Here is a 16,144-nt window from a genome sequence, read left to right on the forward strand (position 1 = left end):
GGCTGCCAAATGTAGTGAGGACGCCGCACATTTTTCGTACAAGCCCGGCCCGCCGGAGCGGGGGCGGCGCGGGGGCGTTGTGGAAAGGCCCAGGTCCGGGCCCGGGTCTACCGGTCGGTCGGGCCCCTTCGGCGACGATCGTGCCGGGCTACCCCGTGCCGCTCGACGCCCTGCCGGTCAACCGGTCGCGCACCGCCGGCACGATGCCGTGCGGCAGGAACATCACCACCAGCACCAGCAGCGTCGCGTAGACGGCGTAGGACAGCACGCTCGGCGCGTAGCCGGGCATGCCGGGCTGGGTGCCGAGCGTGTTGAGCACCTGGACGAGCAGGACGATCGCGGCGGCGCCGACGAGGGCGCCCCACAGGGTGCCGAGCCCGCCGACGACGGCCATCACCACGTACTCGATGGAGAGCAGCACCGGGAACGAACCCGGCGCGAGGTAGCCGAGGTAGAAGGCGTAGATGCCGCCGGCCAGGCCGGCGAATGCGGCGGACAGCGCGAAGACGGTGAGCCGGTACCGTCCCACCGGTACGCCGCAGGCCGCTGCGGTGGTCTCGCTGCTGGACAGGGCGTGCAGACCACGACCGGGACGGGAAGCGACGATGTTGCGGGCCACCAGCAGGACAAGTGCGACGGCGGCCCAGACCAGGTAGGCGTAGGAGATGTCGTCGGCGAACTCGTAGCCGCCGACCGACAGTCGTGGGATGCCCTGCAGGCCGACCGCTCCGCCCGCCCAGTCGGCGCGGGCGAGCACGGACAGCAGGATCAGTTGCATGGCGAGGGTGGCGAAGGCCAGGTGGTGACCGCGCAGCCGCAGCAGCGGCACTCCCACCACGACCGCGAACGCGGCCGAGACCAGCGGCGCGGCGAGCAGTCCGAGCACCGGCGGCAGGCTGTGCACGCTGAGCAGACCGGCGGTGTAGCCGCCGATCGCGTAGAAGGACGCCTGTCCGAGGGAGATCTGACCCGCGTACCCCATCAACAGCGACAGCCCGACGGTGACCATCACGGCGAGGCCGAGCAGGATGTAGACGGTCAGGTGGCTGCTGGACAGCAGGGGTGGCAGGACGAGGGTTCCCGCCGCCACGGCCACCGCCGGCGCCCGCCGGGCCATCAGGTCGGCTCCGGCGCGGCCACCGGTGACCGCGCCGCCTGCACCAACATCCCGGCGAGCAGCAACACCAGCGCCACCTCCATCTGGTACGCGGCACTGCCGTAGCCCGCGACGAGGGACTGGGCCACGCCGAGCAGCAGTCCACCGACGAGGGTGTACAGCGGCCGCATCAGCCCGCCGAAGACGGCCGCGGCGAAGCCGCCGATGATCAGCGTCACGTCGTAGTCGAAGGTGACGAGTTGGATCGGCGTGACGAGCACCCCGGCGAGCCCGCCGAGCGCACCACCGATGCCGAAGGCCAGCAGCCCCATCCGGACGACGTCGATGCCGACGACCCGCGCGGCGTACGGGTTGGAGGCGCAGGCCGACAGCGCCCGCCCCACGTCGGTGCGCGCGAACAGCGCGGCCGTGCCGGCGAAGACGACCGCCGTCACGCCGATGATGAGCAGATAGTGCGCCTGGAAGCGGACACCGGCGAACTCGACCGCGCCGGGTACCCCGGCGAACGACCGAGGCTGGTCGCCCCAGACCAGCACCTCGACCGCGTACGCGAAGACGGCCAGCCCGAGCGTGATGATCAGTGAAGCGCCGGGTGGCGTGCCCGGCCTGCCGATCGCGACCAGCCCGACCAGCAGCCCTGCACCGGCACCGACTCCCACGGCACAGGCCTCGGCCAGGCCGTGCGGAAGCCCGCTGGCCAGCAGCGTCGACGCGGTCATCGCGGCGATCACCGCGAACGAGCCCTGGGCGAAGTTGACCACCCGGGTGACCCGGTGGACGACGACGAGACCGCTGCCGACGAGCGCGAACGCGCAGCCGCCGCCGACGCCGGTGACCAGGTACTGAAGGAACTCCCTCACCGGGCCGCCCCCAGGTAGGCGTCGACCACCCGCGGGCTGGCGGCCAATTCCGCCGCGGTCCCGGCGGCGACGACCCGGCCCGCCTCCAGCACATATCCCCGGCTGCACAGTTCGAGGGCGAGCCGGGCGTTCTGCTCGATGAGGAGCACGGCGAGCCCGTGCCCGGCGTTCAGCTCCCGCAGGTGCCGCACCAGGTCGGCGACGACGAGCGGGGCAAGGCCGAGGGAGAGCTCGTCGACCGCCAGCACGTCCGGTCGGGCCATCAGCGCCCGGCCGACGGCCACCATCTGCTGCTCTCCGCCGGAGAGCTGACCGGCTCGGCGGCGGCGCAGCGGGACAAGGCCGGGCAGGATCTCGTAGATCGGGCCGGTGTTGCGGTTGCGGATGCGCCAGCCGCCGAGCCGGAGGTTGTCGTCGACGGTCAGGTCGGGAAAGACCTGGCGCCCCTCCGGTACGTGGGCCAGCCGACCGGAGATCGTCACCGTGCCACCGGACGGGCGCCGGATCCCGGAGAGCGTGTCGACCAGTGTGGACTTTCCGGCACCGTTGGGGCCGATCAGCGCCACCATCTCCCCGTCCGCCACGGTGAGGTTGACCTCGTGCAGTGCCACCGCGGCCCCGTACCGGACGGTGAGGTCGACGACGTCGATCACGCGGGTGCCCCCGTCCCGAGGTACGCGGCGACCACCGCCGGGTCGGCCCGGATCGCGGCCGGGGTGCCCTCGGCGATCACCCGGCCGAGGTCGAGCACGGTGACCCGGTCGGCGAGCCGGGTCACGAAGGCGACGTCGTGCTCGATGACCACCATCGTCAGGCCGCCCGCCTTCAGCTCCTCGAAGAGTCCGGCCAGTGCGTCACGCTCGGCCGCGCGCAGGCCGGCCGCGGGCTCGTCGAGCAGGAGCAGGCGGGGCCGGCCGCAGAGCGCGCGGGCCACCTGGAGGGCGCGCTGCTGCCCCAGCGGCAGCGATTCCGCCGGCCGGTCGGCCCAGTCGGCGAGGCCGACCCGGGCCAACGCCTCCCGGGCGCTCCGGCGGATCTCCCGCTCCTCGCGGTGGTGCACCGGCAGTCGAAACACGGCGCCGGCGAATCCTCCTCGGGTGACGGCGTGCGCGCCGACCATCGCGTTCTGCAGTGCCGTCATGCCGCGGAAGACCCGGGCGCCCTGGAAGACGACGCCGATCCCGAGCCGGGCCCGGCGGTGCGCCGCGAGCCGGTCGAGCCGGGTGCCGTCGAGCACTATCGCGCCGGTACGCAGTGCCAACTGGCCGCCGACCAGGTTGAACAGGGTGGACTTCCCGGCACCGTTCGGCCCGATCACGGCCCGCAGTTCGCCGTGCGCGACGTCGATGTCGACCTCGCGCACGGCGTACACCCCGCCGAAGGCGTGCGAGACACCGGCGACCCGCAGCAGCGGCTCGGTCACCTGCCCGCCACCGCGGCGAGTTGCTCCCGCGCCCAGTCGGTGGGGACGAACGCGCCGTCCCGCACCGTGTTGATGGATATGTAGTCGGCGGTGAGCCCGGCGTGGTCGGTGGCACTGTAGGTGTAGGTGCCGTTGGGGGTGGTCTCGGTCAGCCCTTCCAGGGCGTCCCGGATCTTCTCCGGGGCGGTGTCCCCGGCCTTCTCGATCGCGGCGACGAGCAGCCGTACCCCGCTGTAGCCGTCCTGGGCGAACTGGGGTGGCGGGTAGCCGTACTTGGCCTCGAACGCGTCGGCCAGTTCGTCGATCGCCTGCCTCTGCTTCCCGGCGGGGAGGGTGTCGCCGACCACGCCGATCGAGCTGGCCACCACCGCGCCCTCGGCGGCCGGGCCGACCGGGTCCAGCCAGAGCGGGCTGGCCTGCGCCCCGGTGAAGACCACCGGCACGTCGAGCCCGGCGGTGGCGTACTGCTTGGCCAGCGCCACGCCGGGCGGGCCGGTGGCCCAGACGACGAGCGCCTGCGCCCCGGAGGAGCGCACCTGGTTGAAGACGGCCGAGAACTCGGTGCTGGTGGTCTGGAACTCCGGGGTGGCGGTGAGGGTGACGCCGTGGCCGGGTGCCTGCTCCCGGGTGCCGTCGAAGCCGGCCTTGGCGTAGGAGCTGCGGCCGTCGTACGCGACGGCGATCCTGGTGATGTTCTGCGCCCTGAGGTACTGCAGGATGCGGTCCGCGTAGGTCGCGGAGGTGGCCGGAACGACGAAGACGTACGGGTGCACCGGGTCGACCTGCTCGTCGGCCGGGGTGAGCGAGATGTACGGGATCCGCTCCCGGTCGACCAGCGGGATGGTCGCCAGGGCCGAGTTGGAGAAGGGCGAGCCGATGACGGCGGCGACGTCGCGGCCCTTGAGGTCGTTGAAGGCCAGTACCGACTGGTCGGGCTGGCTCTTGTCGTCGCGGACGATCAGCTCCACCCTGCGGCCGAGCACGCCGCCGGCCGCGTTGATCCGCTCGACCGCGAGCGCCACGGACTTCTCGTTCTCGGTGCCGAGCGGTGCGTAGTTGCCGGTCAGGGAGACGATCTGGCCGACCCTGATCGGGTCGGCGCCGTCTCCGCTGGACGAATCGCCGCCGCAGCCGGCCATGGCGACCGCCACGGCGAGCGCGACGGCGGTTACGGTGGTACGTCGCACGGGTTGCCTCCCACCGCGAGGGACAGCTCTGCCCAGAGACGCTAGACATCTTTGGCACGCCGGTCAATATTCATGCCGAATGTTCAGCACCGGAGCGGCGCCCTTCCCCGGTGCCGCCGGCCGGAGGGATCCGGCCGGCCCGGCATCCGGCGCCGGTCGAAGCGGGCTGGCCGACTGTCGGGCGATGCGGAATCTGTAGAGTCTGCCGCATGTCGATGCAGTCCGCGTCGCCCCCGGCCGACCTCCCGCGCGTACAGGCCGGCGGCAGTCCGCAACACCTGCTGCTGACGTTGCTCGGCGACTACTGGTACGGCCAGCGGACCCCACTGCCCTCGGCCGCCCTGGTCGCACTGCTCGGCGAGTTCGGCATCACCGAGGTCAGTGCCCGGGCCGCGCTGAGCAGGCTGGCCCGGCGGGGACTGCTGGAGCATTCCAAGTCCGGCCGGCGCACCTCGTACGCGCTCAGCGAGCGGGCCGCCGAGGTGCTGGCCGAGGGCCGTGGCCACATCCTGTCGTTCGGCAGCGAGCGGACGCCGTGGAGTGGCCGGTGGACCGTGGCCGCGTTCTCGGTGCCCGAGGACGACCGGTCCCGGCGGCACCTCCTGCGTACCCGGCTCGGCTGGCACGGTTTCGCTCCGCTCTACGACGGGCTCTGGGTCTCACCGCACGAGCGGGTGACCAAGGTGACCACGATCCTGTCCGAGCTTGACATCGACCGGGCCACCGTCTTCACCGCCGAGCTGGCCGAGGGCGGGCCGACCGGTGGCCACCCGATCAACGCCTGGGACCTGGCCGCCCTCCGCGCGGAGTACGAGCGGATCCTCGCCGCCTACGAGCCGGTCCGGCGCCGCTGGCGCACCGGCCGGATCGGCACCGCCGAGGCCCTCGTCGCGCGGACCGCCCTGATGGACGAGTGGCGCACCATGCCGAGCCTCGACCCGGAACTGCCGACCGAGTTGCTGCCGGCGCAGTGGCCCCGGGCGGCGGCCCGGACGCTCTTCGTGGAGCTCTACGACGGCCTGACCGGGCTGGCCGAACAACGCGTGGTCCAGGTGGTCGCGGGACACGACCCGGCCCTCGCCGCGCTGGTGCGTACCCACACCAGTCGAACGGGCGATATGTGACACTAGCCTTGACGCTAGGAATGCAAGTAGTCAGACTCGGTCCAGGCCCGACGGTGTCGGGTCCCGGGTTTTGCGCCGGGAAACACCAGCTACCGAAACCAGCGGGGAGACCGGGATGGCCGAGCCAGCGTCGATCGCCGTACGCCGTCGCCTGGAGTGGTCGGACACCGACCCGGCGGACCGGTGGCACTACGGCGTGGTCCTGCGATTCGTCGAGAGCGCCGAGAAGGAGCTACAGGACCAGCTCGGCATCACGGCGGCGGACGCCCGCTGGATGCCCCGGGTGAACCTCACCGTCGACTACCTGGCGGCCCTGCACTTCGGCGAGACCGCCGAGACGACCCTGGCGGTGGAGCACATCGGGCGTGCCTCGCTGCGCTACGCCTTCACCGTGGCCCGGGACGGGACCGCGATCGCCCGGGGGACGCTGACCGTGGTCTGGATCGACGCCGACACCGGCCGGAGCAGTCCCTGGCCGGACCGGCTCCGCGCGCTGCTGACCGGTACCGAGGTGGAGGGCTGACGCGTGCGCAGCACCATGGGCTCGATGCCGCTGTCGGTCGGGATGGTGCTGCGCCGGGCCGCCGCGATGGGTCCGCACGCCCGGCTGGTCGGCCACACCCCGGCCGGCCGGGCGGAGTGCGGCTGGCCCGAGCTGGCCGGCCGGGCACGCCGGCTGGCCAACGCGCTGGGCACCCTCGGCGTCCGCCCCGGCGACCGGGTCGGGACGTACGCCTGCAACGGGCTGCCCCATCTGGAGTTGTGCTACGGCGTGCCGCTGGCCGGCGCGGTGCTGCAACCGCTGAACACCCGCCTGCACCCGGACCAGGTGGCGGCGATCGCCGCACACGCCGAGGATCGGGTGATCTTCGTGACGGCATCCCTGACCGGACGGTTCGCGCCGATCCGGCGCCGGCTCCCCGGTGTCCGGCACTGTGTCGTACTGCCGGACGGCAGCGAGCCGCACCCGGACTTCGCCGACGCGATCGACTACGAGCAGCTCCTGGCGAGCGTCCCGGAGGACGAGCCGGCGGAGGTGGACGAGTGGAGCCCGGCGTGCCTCTGCTACACCGGCGGCACCACCGGCCGTCCGAAGGGCGTGGTGTACTCGCACCGGTCCCTGACCCTGCACGCGATGAGCGGCCTCTTCGTCGACTCGTTCGCCATCCGGGAACGCGACGTCGTGCTCCCGCTCACCCCGTTCTTCCACGCCCTGTCCTGGGGCATGCCGTACTCGGCGGCGCTGGCCGGGGCCGGTCTGGTCCTCGCCGGTTCGGACACCAGCCCGGCCACCGTCGTACGCCTCCTCCGGGACGAGCGGGTGACCGTCGCGGCCGGGGTACCCACCTTCTGGCTCTCCGTCGACCAGCTCGGCCCGGGCCCGGAGGATCTGGCCAGTCTGGAACGGATCCTCTGCGGCGGCTCGGCGATCCCGCTGGAGCTGATCCAGCGCTACCAGCGGCGCGGCGTCGCCATGCGGCAGGGCTGGGGCATGACCGAGATGTCGCCGTCCGGCAATCTGACCATGGTCCGCCGGCACCTGGAGGACCAGCCGGAACAGTGCCGGCAGGCCCTGCACGCCACCCAGGGGGTACCGACGGCCGGGGTGGAGCTGCGGGTGGTCGGCCCGGACGGCGCGGTGCTGCCGCACGACGGGAGGTCCGCCGGTGAGATCGAGGTACGCGGGCCGTGGGTGACCGAGTCGTACCACGAGCCGGAGGACGACGCCAACACCGCCCGGTTCCGGGACGGCTGGCTGCGTACCGGCGACCTCGGGACCGTGGACGGCGACGGCTACCTGCGCCTGCTCGACCGCGCGAAGGACCTGGTCAAGTCGGGCGGCGAGTGGATCAGCTCGATCGAGCTGGAGAACCACCTGATGGACCACCCGGCGGTGGCCCAGGCCATGGTCATCGCCGTACCGCATCCGACCTGGGGCGAACGGCCGGCCGCGCTGGTCGTCACCTGCGCCGAGGTCTCCGCCGACGCCCTGGTCGCGCATCTGCGTCCCCGGGTGGCGAGCTGGTGGCTGCCCGACGTCGTCCGGTTCGTCGACGCGCTGCCGATGACGGCGACCGGCAAGTTCGACAAGGTGACGGCCCGCCGGACCTGGCGGGACGTGCTGGCTGCGGAACTCGCCCCGGCCGGGCGGGAAGGACAGTCCGCCGATACCACTCGGAGGCGGTGATGCGGCTCTCCGATGTGGCGATGCCGGTCAACCTGGTCTGGTCCTCGCCGTTCTGCCGCTGGCAGGGGCCGCTCGCGGAGATGTCCAGCCCGGACCTCGCGGTCGACGTGACCGCCCGGGCGCTGGCCAGGGGCGGAATGCCGCCCTCCGAGATCGGTCAGGTCGCCTTCGGCAGCACCGTGCCGCAGCCGACGTCCTTCTACGGGGTCACCACCATCACCCCGCGACTCGGGCTCGACAGCGTCACCGGTCCGACCATCGCCCAGGCCTGTGCCACCTCGGTGGCGGTGGTGCAGGCCGCCGCCGTCCAGGTCGAACTCGGCGCCCACCGTACCGTGCTGGCGCTGGCCGCCGACCGCACCAGCAACGGCCCGCTGCTGGTCTGGTCGGCCCAGGGCAGCCCGGGTGCGGCGCCGCGGACTGAGCACTGGGTGCTGGACCCGATGCGGCACGACCCGAACACCGGCGAGTCCATGCTCGACACCGCCGAGCACGTCGCCGCCGAGGAGGGCTACTCCCGGGAGGAGCTCGACGCGGTCACCCTGCTGCGCCACGAGCAGTACCGGGCATCCGCCGCCCGACGCGCCGACCACCTGGTGCCGGTGCAGGTGCCGGGCCGGCGCGGCAGCGTCGTCATCGACGACGACCACGGCGTGCACGACACCACGGCCGACGGACTCGCCGCGCTCTCCCCGGTCCGGCCGGACGGCGTCGTGACCTACGGGTCGCAGACCCATCCCGGCGACGGCACCGCCGGGGCGATTCTCAGCACGGTCGACCGGGCCCGCGAATTCGGCGGCGGTACCGGGGTCGCCCGGTTGCTCGCGGTCGGCTTCGCCCGCACCGACCGAGCCCGGATGCCGAGGGCGCCACTGCCGGCCGCCCGGGCCGCGCTCGCCGACGCCGGCCTCGACCTGGCCGACATCGACGTGGTGACCACGCACAACCCGTTCGCCGTCAACGACCTGTACTTCGCCCGGCAGACCGACTTTCCGCTGGACCGGATGAACCCGTACGGCTGCAGCCTGGTCTACGGACACCCGCAGGGGCCGACCGGGCTGCGGGCGGTGGCCGAACTCGTCGCCGCGCTGCGCGCCAGGGGCGGCGGGCGCGGCCTGTTCACCGGGTGCGCGGCCGGTGACACCGCCGGCGCCCTGGTGGTGGAGGTGACCGACTGATGCCGTTCGACGAGTCGACCGTCGGCCGCTGGAGTGAACCGCGGTCGTTCGACGTCACCCCGGCCGGCGTGGCCGCGTACGCCGAAGCCGTCGGCGGACCCAGCCCGGTCTACGTCGTCGTCCCCGCCATGGAGCTGGTCTTCACGGTCGCCGGCACCGCCGCCCCCGCCGGGCTGCGCGCCCGGGTCGTGCACGGCCAGCAGGACATCTTCTTCCATCGCCGGCTGCCGGTCGGCGAGACGGTCACCGTCCGCGCCGCCGTGCTCGGACTGCACGGCAAGCGCAGCGGCACGGTCGCCACCATCGGGGTGCGCACGTACGACGCCGGCGGCGCGCTCCTGAACGAGCAGTACGTCACCGAGTTCTACCGGGGCGTACCGACCGACCTGCGGCTGGGCACCCCCTCCCCCACCCTGCCGACCGATGCGCCCGGCGGCCCGCCGCTGCGCACCGCGACCGTACCCCTGCCGGTCGACCTGCCGCGCCGTTACGCCGACGCCTCCGGCGACCGCAACCCGATCCACCTCGACGACGAGTTCGCCCGCGGCGCCGGGCTGCCCGGCGTCATCGTGCACGGTCTGGCCAGTCTCGCCGTCGCCGGCCGCACCGTGCTGGCCGACGGGACCGAGCCGGCGCGGCTGAGCTGCCGCTTCACCCGGCCGATCGCTCCCGGTGACACCCTGCGCACCCGGGTCTGGGCGGAGGGGCGCGGATACCGGTTCGAGAGCGTGGACCAGGCCGGCGACGTGGTGCTCGGCGCCGGCCTGGTCGAGATCGCCTGAACCTCCGTCAGACGACCGGCGGCCCCACGGCCGGCACGGTCGGTGAGGCCAACACCGACGTCGGTGTCGTCGGTGCGGACACTGACGTCGGAGCCGTCATTGGGCGCACGCCACGCCGTTGAGCGTGAACTGGGTCGGCGCCTGGTTCGCTCCGCCGTAGGTGCCCTGGAAGCCGAACGTGACACTCGCGCCGACCCCGATCGCCGCGTTGTACGAGACGTTGCGGGCCGTCACCTGCGCGCCGGACTGGCTGATCGTGGCGTTCCAGGCGTTCGTCACCTGCTGGTTGCCCGGCCAGCTCCACTGCACGGTCCAGCCGTTGACGGCCGTGGTCGAGGTGTTGGCGACCGTCACGTTGGCGGTGAAGCCGCCGGTCCAGCTGTTCGCCGTGTAGCCGACCCGGCAGGCGCCGGTCGAGGTCGGTGGGGCGGTCGTCGGTGGGGCGGTCGTGGGCGGCACGCTCGGCGAGGTGGTGGGCGTACCGGTGGTCGGCGGCGGGGTCGGTGTGCTGCCGTCGAGGCCGAAGAACTGCACCGCCGCCTGGGCCATGCCGCCCATCGGCAGGCTGTGACCGGCGCCGTTGACACTGATCGCCTCGATCACCGAGACGCCGCCACTGGTCCAGCGCCGCCGGTTCCAGTTCGCCTGGGGCGTGTCCGTGGAGGTCGGCGTCAGGCTCAGGCCGTGCACGTTGGTCCACTGGTCGACCGCCTCCTGGAGCAGCTGGAACGGCACGAGGGTGTCGTTGGTGCCGTGCCACAGCTGGATACGCGGGCGGGCACCGGTGTAGCCGGGATAGGCCTGGCGGACGGCGTCGCCCCACTGCTGGGGGGTGCGGTCCATCCGCCCGTTGACACACTGGCTGTTCTGCGGTGGGAAGTCGGCCGCGTTGGCGAAGCAGTTGAACGGCACCCCCATGAACGCCGCGCCCGCCCGGAAGACGTCCGGGTAGAGCGCGAGCATGGCGTTGGTCATCATGCCGCCGGACGAGCTGCCCGTCGCGTAGACCCGGTTCGGGTCGCCGCCGTACTGCCGCTGTACGTACGTCACCATCGACATGATCGAGACCGGGTCGCTTCCGCCGCCCCGGCGCTTGGCCGCCGCCGACCAGACGTCGAAACAGTTGCCGAAGCCCGCCTGCTGGGTCGCGGTCGGGTAGATCACGATGAAGCCGTACCGATCGGCCTGCGAGGCGAACTCGCTGCCGGAGTAGAACCCGGGACCCGAGCCGCCACAGCCGTGCATCGCCACCACGATCGCCGGGTTGCCGGGGCGGGAGTCCGGCACGTAGACGTGCATCCGCATGCCGCCCGGGTTGTCACCGAAGCTGGTCACCTCGACCAGGGAGGCCGCCGTGGCCGGTGTGGCGAGCACGGCCCCGGCGGTCGCCGCGAGGGCGGCCGAAGCCAACGCGACGAGCGCCGTCCGGAGCCGGCGCCCGCTCCTTTCATTGATAGTCGTCATTGCCGCAAGCTAGCAACTTGACTGACGGTCGTCAATAAACTGTCGCGCGGGGACACCGGAACCCACAACGCCACGGCCCGCGACACCCGGGCGGCCCTGCCGCGTTCACGCGCGAGCCAGCAGCCGAGGCCATGATCCGGAGGACCCCGCGTCCGATGCTCAACATTTACATTGACGGCCGTCACTTCCCACCTTATATTGACTTACAACGGTCGATGGACCGACGGTGGGTAACGGGGTCGGCGCATGCCGACCCCGTCTCGCAGCAACGGGCCGGGCAGGTCACGCCGGCTCATGACTGGAAGCCGTCCGGTGAGTCCGTGACCGGACGGCCACAGCAATCGACACGCGCCGGGTCGGCCGCGCCGACCCCGATCAGTGAACCTTCTTCAACCTCCCCTTACGGTCCGTCGGAGCGCAAGGTCGGACGCGGTGTGTGAGCGCCGCGCGGTTCAGGTTGCCGAACGTTCAGTCGAGGTGTTCCGGTGCGGCCGGCGCGAGTGCAACCTGGAGGAGGAAAGGTGATTGAGAGAGCAGCTCGCCGGGGCCGCGCGACGCTCCTGTCGCTGTCTGGCGCCGCAGCCGCCGTAGCGGTCACGATGCTGGTGGCGACCGCGCTGCCGTCGGGTGCGGCCACGCTGGGAGGTGCGGGGACAACCGCGTCGGACACCGGCGTCGGCATCCTCGCGGCCAGCGCCGGGTGCGGCCGGGCACCGACGCTGTCGAACGGCACCCATGCCATCCAGAGCGGCGGGAAGACCCGTAGCTTCGTCCTGCGGATCCCCGCCAACTACGACAACAACCACCCCTACCGACTGGTGTTCGGATTCCACTGGTTGGGCGGCAACGCCAACTCGGTCGTCAGCCAGGACTACTACGGGCTTCTGCCGCTGGCGAACAACAGCACGATCTTCGTCGCCCCCGAGGGCCTCAACAACGGCTGGGCCAACTCCGGCGGCGAGGACGTGACCTTCACCGACAACATGATCCAGACGATCAGCAACGCCCTCTGCGTCGACACGGCGCAGTTGTTCTCCCTCGGCTTCAGCTACGGCGGCGGGATGAGCTACGCACTGGCGTGCGCCCGGGCCGAGGTGTTCCGCGCGGTCGCGATCTACTCGGGTGGCGTGATCAGCGGGTGCAGCGGCGGGAACCAGCCGATCGCCTACCTTCAGGCGCACGGGCTCACCGACAACGTGCTGAGCATCTCCGGCGGGCGATCGATGCGCGACAGGTTCGTCAGGAACAACGGCTGCACCCCGGCGAGCCCGCCCGAGCCGGCACAGGGCAGCGGGCAGCACACCGAGTTCCACTACTCGGGGTGCTCGGCCGGGCACCCGGTCGCCTGGTACGCCTTCGACGGCGGCCACACCCCCACGCCGCGCGACTCCGGCTCCAACGCCGCCTGGCTGCCCCAGGAGACGTGGACCTTCTTCACGCAGTTCCAGAGCACGCCGACGCCGGGGCCCGGAACCCCGACCCCCGGACCGACGACACCGACGCCGGGACCGACCACTCCGACGCCCTCCCCCGGCGCCTGCCGGGTCAGCAGCACCGTGAACGCCTGGAACACGGGCCTGACCGAGAGCATCACCGTCACCAACACCGGTACGACCGCGGTCAACGGCTGGTCTCTGGTCTTCACCCTGCCGAGCGGCCAGAGCATCACCTCGGGCTGGAACGCGAGTTACTCGCCGGCCTCCGGGCAGGTGACGGCCAGGAACGTCTCCTACAACGCCGCCATCGCGCCCAACGCATCGGTCAGCATCGGCTTCCAGGCCACCCACACCGGCAACACCGCCAGCCCGGCCGCCTTCACCCTCAACGGTGCGGCCTGCGCTCTCGGCTGATCGTCGAAACTGCCCGACCGGGGGACCTGTCGAACGGATCCCCCGGTCCGGTCGGTGGACAGCAGACGGGGCCCGTCCATGACGGGCCCCGTCCTCACGCGCACCCGACCCGACCCGACGCGTACGCCGTTGCCAGCGAGCCTGCGGAACACCCGAGCCGGGTCCTGGGTCCCGCGATCAGCGCTGCAGTGTCAGCAGGCCCGGCCGGTACGGCAGCAGACCGTAGTCGCCACCCGAACTGGGCGAACGCCCCTGGTAGAGCAACTGCAGATTGCAGGCGTCGACCGTCATCGTCTGATCCGCGTTGGTCCGGATCAGCTCACCGTGACTGATGTCGTTGGTCCAGGTCGCCCCACTGTTGGCCTTACCAGCGAACGGATTGCTCTCACTCGTCGCCTGCGGCGTCCACGACCCACCCAGACTCGTCGCGGTGAACGACCGGAAGTACCGACCCTGCGAACCGATCGCCTCCACGAGCATCAGGTACCGGTTCTCACCCTGCAACTTGTACACCTGCACACCCTCGAACAGGTTGTTCGTCGAGTCAGTCATGATCGTCGTGTAGTTCGAACCGAAACTGCCCGGGAAGTTCCCGATCGGCATACTCGCCCGGTAGATCCGACCGTTGTCCCCGGCAAAGAAGAGATACATGTTCGAGCTGTCACCGATCAGCGCCTGATCGATCGGACCCGTGTTGGAGTTGGAGATACTCCCGGTGAACAGCGTCTGCTGCGCAGACCACCCGTTCGCGTTCGTCGGGTTACTCGACGTCCGGTAGGAGAAGGCGGTCCCACCCCACTGGTAGGCCAGCACCCAGATGTTACGCGGCGCGAAGTAGAACAACGACGGCGCAACCGTCGCCGACGACATCGCGTTCTGGCTGGCCGACCCCATCTGGGACCAGTCCGAGAAGAGACCGAAGTTCATCGAGCCCCACGTCGTACCGGTATCGTGCGTCGTCGCGTACACCAGATGCTGCCCGTTGTACGGCGCGTAGGTGAAGTCCTTCAACGACACCCAACCCGACCTCGGCTGCGCCAACGCACCCGTCGACGACCACCGGTACGACGACGGAAGGGAGCAGCCGCCGTTCGGCGGCGGCGTGGTCGGGTTGCTTCCGCCGTCGACCCGGACGAGCTGCCACTGCTGGTTGCTGCCGTTCCAGTCGTCGTACTGCACGATGCTTCCGCCGTCGGCGGTCGAGGCGCCCTGCACCTCCATCACCTTGTTGCTGTTCCGGTTGACCAGCCGGACGTAGCCGCCGTCGGAGTCGGCCAACCGGAACTGCTGGTTGGCCCCGTTGTGATCGGTCCACTGCACGATGTTGGCACCGTTGGCGGTCGACCAGTTGTACACGTCCAGCACCTTGCCGGACAGCCGGGACCGCAACCGGTAGTAGCCGCCGCCCGAGTCCACGAACTGCCACTGCTGCTGGTTGCCGTTGTTCCGCGCCCACTGCACGATCCGCGCACCGTCGTTGGTGTCCAGGTTGTACACGTCCAGCGCCTTGCCGCTGTTGCGGTTGATCAGCACGTACCACGCGTTCGTGTCGACCGTGGCCGCCGACGCCGGTGCCGGACCGAAGGCGACGACCGCGGTAGCGACGAGGGCGGCCACCGCGGTGACGACGAGCGCGAACCGCCCGCGACGCCGCAGGGCGCGGACCGCACCCTGCCGGGCCGGTGTCAGTGGTGGCGCCTGCGCCATGACATCCATGCTCTTTTCCCCTTTTCCCGAACCACCCGAGGCGCGTGCGCTACGTGTGGGAGTGGTGGCGTTCCTCGCATTCCCGGACGGCGGCAAAAGCGCGGGGGCAGCGACCCCGTCCGGGGGTGCGGAAACCGAACAGTGTTACCGAGCCAAACCGTGTTACCGCTAACATGACCGGCTGTCGCACCCCACGGACATTAAGTGAGACACGGAGGAGCCGCTCAGGCGGATGTACGGCATATTGCCAGACTGTTTCGAGTCGTTCAAGAGGTGCACGTCGATGCGTGAATCGTGTCAGGCGCATCCGGACGACCGAGGACCACTTCGGATAACCCGACCCCGTACGGCGGTGGCCGATAACACTTTCCGCCGGAAAAGGATTGGCTCGGCCGCCGAAAAATCCACCAGCAGAATTCTGTTATCGGTGCCGGTGCCGTGAGGTCCGCCCCTCGCCGCTGCCACGGTCGGGGAAGATGGATCCATGACTGCTGACGCACCCGCCGTTTCCAACCCCCTCCAGCCGGTCGACGAGGACTGGCAGCGCGGACTCGCCATCGTCGCCCACCCCGACGACCTGGAGTTCGGCGCCGCCGCCGCCGTTGCCCGCTGGACGCGGCAGGGCAAGGACATCACCTACGTACTGCTCACCAGTGGCGAGGCCGGCATCGACGGGATGGAGCCGGCCCTGGCCGGACCGGCCCGGGAGGAGGAGCAGCGCGCCTCCGCAGCGATCGTCGGCGTGTCCCAGGTCGACTTCCTCGGGCTGCCCGACGGCATCCTGGAGTACGGCGTCGCGCTGCGCCGTGACCTCAGCCGGGTGATCCGGGCGTACCGGCCGGAGATCGTGATCACCAACAACTTCCGGGACAGTTGGGACGCGGACGGCAACGCGCTGAACATGTCCGACCACATCGTCACCGGCCGCGCCGTGCTCGACGCCGCACGTGACGCGGCCAACCGCTGGGTCTTCCGGGAACAGCTCGACGAAGGGCTGGAGAAGTGGAGCGGCGTCCGGGAGGTGTGGGCCGCCGGCTCGCCGCTGTCGAAGCACGCGGTCGACACCACCGAGACGTTCGACCTGGGCGTCCGGTCGCTGGAGGCGCACGCCGCCTACCTACGGGGCCTCGGCACCGGAGACTTCGACCCCGAGGAGTTCCTGGAGGGCATCTCCCGACAGACCGGCAGCCGTCTGGGTGTCAAGCACGCGGCCGGCTTCGAGGTCTTCCGCCTCGGCCTGTACTGAGACCCGCCCACCGTCCCC

General features: G+C 71.3%; 14 protein-coding genes. 7 read left to right on the forward strand and 7 right to left on the reverse strand.

Going from position 1 to position 16,144, the window contains the following annotated elements; translation table 11 throughout:
* Positions 1-148 precede the first annotated feature (148 nt).
* Genes EV371_RS20550 through EV371_RS20570 form a run of 5 tightly spaced genes read right to left on the reverse strand, consistent with a single transcriptional unit; the run spans position 149 to position 4,587 of the window.
* Positions 149-1,117 (reverse strand): branched-chain amino acid ABC transporter permease, encoded by a 969-nt coding sequence (locus tag EV371_RS20550; protein ID WP_130463492.1) that lies wholly within the window; start codon positions 1,115-1,117, stop codon positions 149-151.
* Positions 1,117-1,977, reverse strand: a complete 861-nt coding sequence (locus EV371_RS20555; RefSeq protein ID WP_130463493.1) for an ABC transporter permease subunit — start codon at positions 1,975-1,977, stop codon at positions 1,117-1,119. Before EV371_RS20555 ends, EV371_RS20550 begins: the two co-directional genes overlap by 1 nt.
* Positions 1,974-2,630, reverse strand: a complete 657-nt coding sequence (locus EV371_RS20560) for an ABC transporter ATP-binding protein (protein WP_130463494.1) — start codon at positions 2,628-2,630, stop codon at positions 1,974-1,976. The genes EV371_RS20555 and EV371_RS20560 overlap by 4 nt, the downstream gene beginning before the upstream one ends.
* Positions 2,627-3,400 (reverse strand): ABC transporter ATP-binding protein, encoded by a 774-nt coding sequence (locus EV371_RS20565; RefSeq protein WP_486484718.1) that lies wholly within the window; start codon positions 3,398-3,400, stop codon positions 2,627-2,629. Before EV371_RS20565 ends, EV371_RS20560 begins: the two co-directional genes overlap by 4 nt.
* Positions 3,397-4,587, reverse strand: a complete 1,191-nt coding sequence (locus EV371_RS20570; RefSeq protein ID WP_349340696.1) for an ABC transporter substrate-binding protein — start codon at positions 4,585-4,587, stop codon at positions 3,397-3,399. Before EV371_RS20570 ends, EV371_RS20565 begins: the two co-directional genes overlap by 4 nt.
* A 209-nt stretch (positions 4,588-4,796) precedes the next feature.
* Here EV371_RS20570 and EV371_RS20575 point away from each other — a divergent pair, with 209 nt between their 5' ends.
* The 5 genes from EV371_RS20575 to EV371_RS20595 all read left to right on the forward strand — a co-directional run bounded on the left by EV371_RS20575 (position 4,797) and on the right by EV371_RS20595 (position 9,859).
* Entirely contained in the window at positions 4,797-5,711 is a 915-nt protein-coding gene (locus tag EV371_RS20575) for a PaaX family transcriptional regulator C-terminal domain-containing protein (RefSeq protein WP_207230555.1), read from the forward strand.
* 115 nt (positions 5,712-5,826) lie between these two features.
* Entirely contained in the window at positions 5,827-6,234 is a 408-nt protein-coding gene (locus EV371_RS20580) for a thioesterase family protein (protein WP_130463495.1), read from the forward strand.
* Between the two features lie 3 nt (positions 6,235-6,237).
* Positions 6,238-7,899 (forward strand): long-chain-fatty-acid--CoA ligase, encoded by a 1,662-nt coding sequence (locus tag EV371_RS20585; protein WP_130463496.1) that lies wholly within the window; start codon positions 6,238-6,240, stop codon positions 7,897-7,899.
* Complete coding sequence (locus EV371_RS20590) at positions 7,899-9,077, forward strand: thiolase family protein (protein ID WP_130463497.1); 1,179 nt, start codon at positions 7,899-7,901, stop codon at positions 9,075-9,077. Before EV371_RS20585 ends, EV371_RS20590 begins: the two co-directional genes overlap by 1 nt.
* Positions 9,077-9,859, forward strand: coding sequence for a MaoC/PaaZ C-terminal domain-containing protein (locus EV371_RS20595; protein WP_130463498.1), 783 nt, complete (start codon positions 9,077-9,079; stop codon positions 9,857-9,859). The genes EV371_RS20590 and EV371_RS20595 overlap by 1 nt, the downstream gene beginning before the upstream one ends.
* 96 nt (positions 9,860-9,955) lie before the next feature.
* Here the strand turns inward: EV371_RS20595 and EV371_RS20600 are convergent, their stop codons facing one another.
* Complete coding sequence (locus tag EV371_RS20600) at positions 9,956-11,323, reverse strand: extracellular catalytic domain type 1 short-chain-length polyhydroxyalkanoate depolymerase (RefSeq protein ID WP_130463499.1); 1,368 nt, start codon at positions 11,321-11,323, stop codon at positions 9,956-9,958.
* 599 nt (positions 11,324-11,922) lie between these two features.
* Between EV371_RS20600 and EV371_RS20605 the strand changes: the two genes are divergently transcribed.
* The gene (locus EV371_RS20605; protein ID WP_130466084.1) at positions 11,923-13,173 is read left to right on the forward strand and encodes a cellulose binding domain-containing protein; all 1,251 of its coding nucleotides are present in this window, start codon (positions 11,923-11,925) and stop codon (positions 13,171-13,173) included.
* A gap of 177 nt (positions 13,174-13,350) precedes the next feature.
* Here EV371_RS20605 and EV371_RS20610 read toward each other — a convergent pair whose 3' ends face one another.
* Complete coding sequence (locus EV371_RS20610; RefSeq protein ID WP_130466085.1) at positions 13,351-14,880, reverse strand: non-reducing end alpha-L-arabinofuranosidase family hydrolase; 1,530 nt, start codon at positions 14,878-14,880, stop codon at positions 13,351-13,353.
* Between the two features lie 484 nt (positions 14,881-15,364).
* Here EV371_RS20610 and EV371_RS20615 point away from each other — a divergent pair, with 484 nt between their 5' ends.
* Complete coding sequence (locus tag EV371_RS20615) at positions 15,365-16,126, forward strand: PIG-L deacetylase family protein (protein ID WP_130463500.1); 762 nt, start codon at positions 15,365-15,367, stop codon at positions 16,124-16,126.
* Positions 16,127-16,144 lie beyond the last annotated feature (18 nt).

Source organism: Plantactinospora sp. CNZ321, assembly GCF_004217235.1.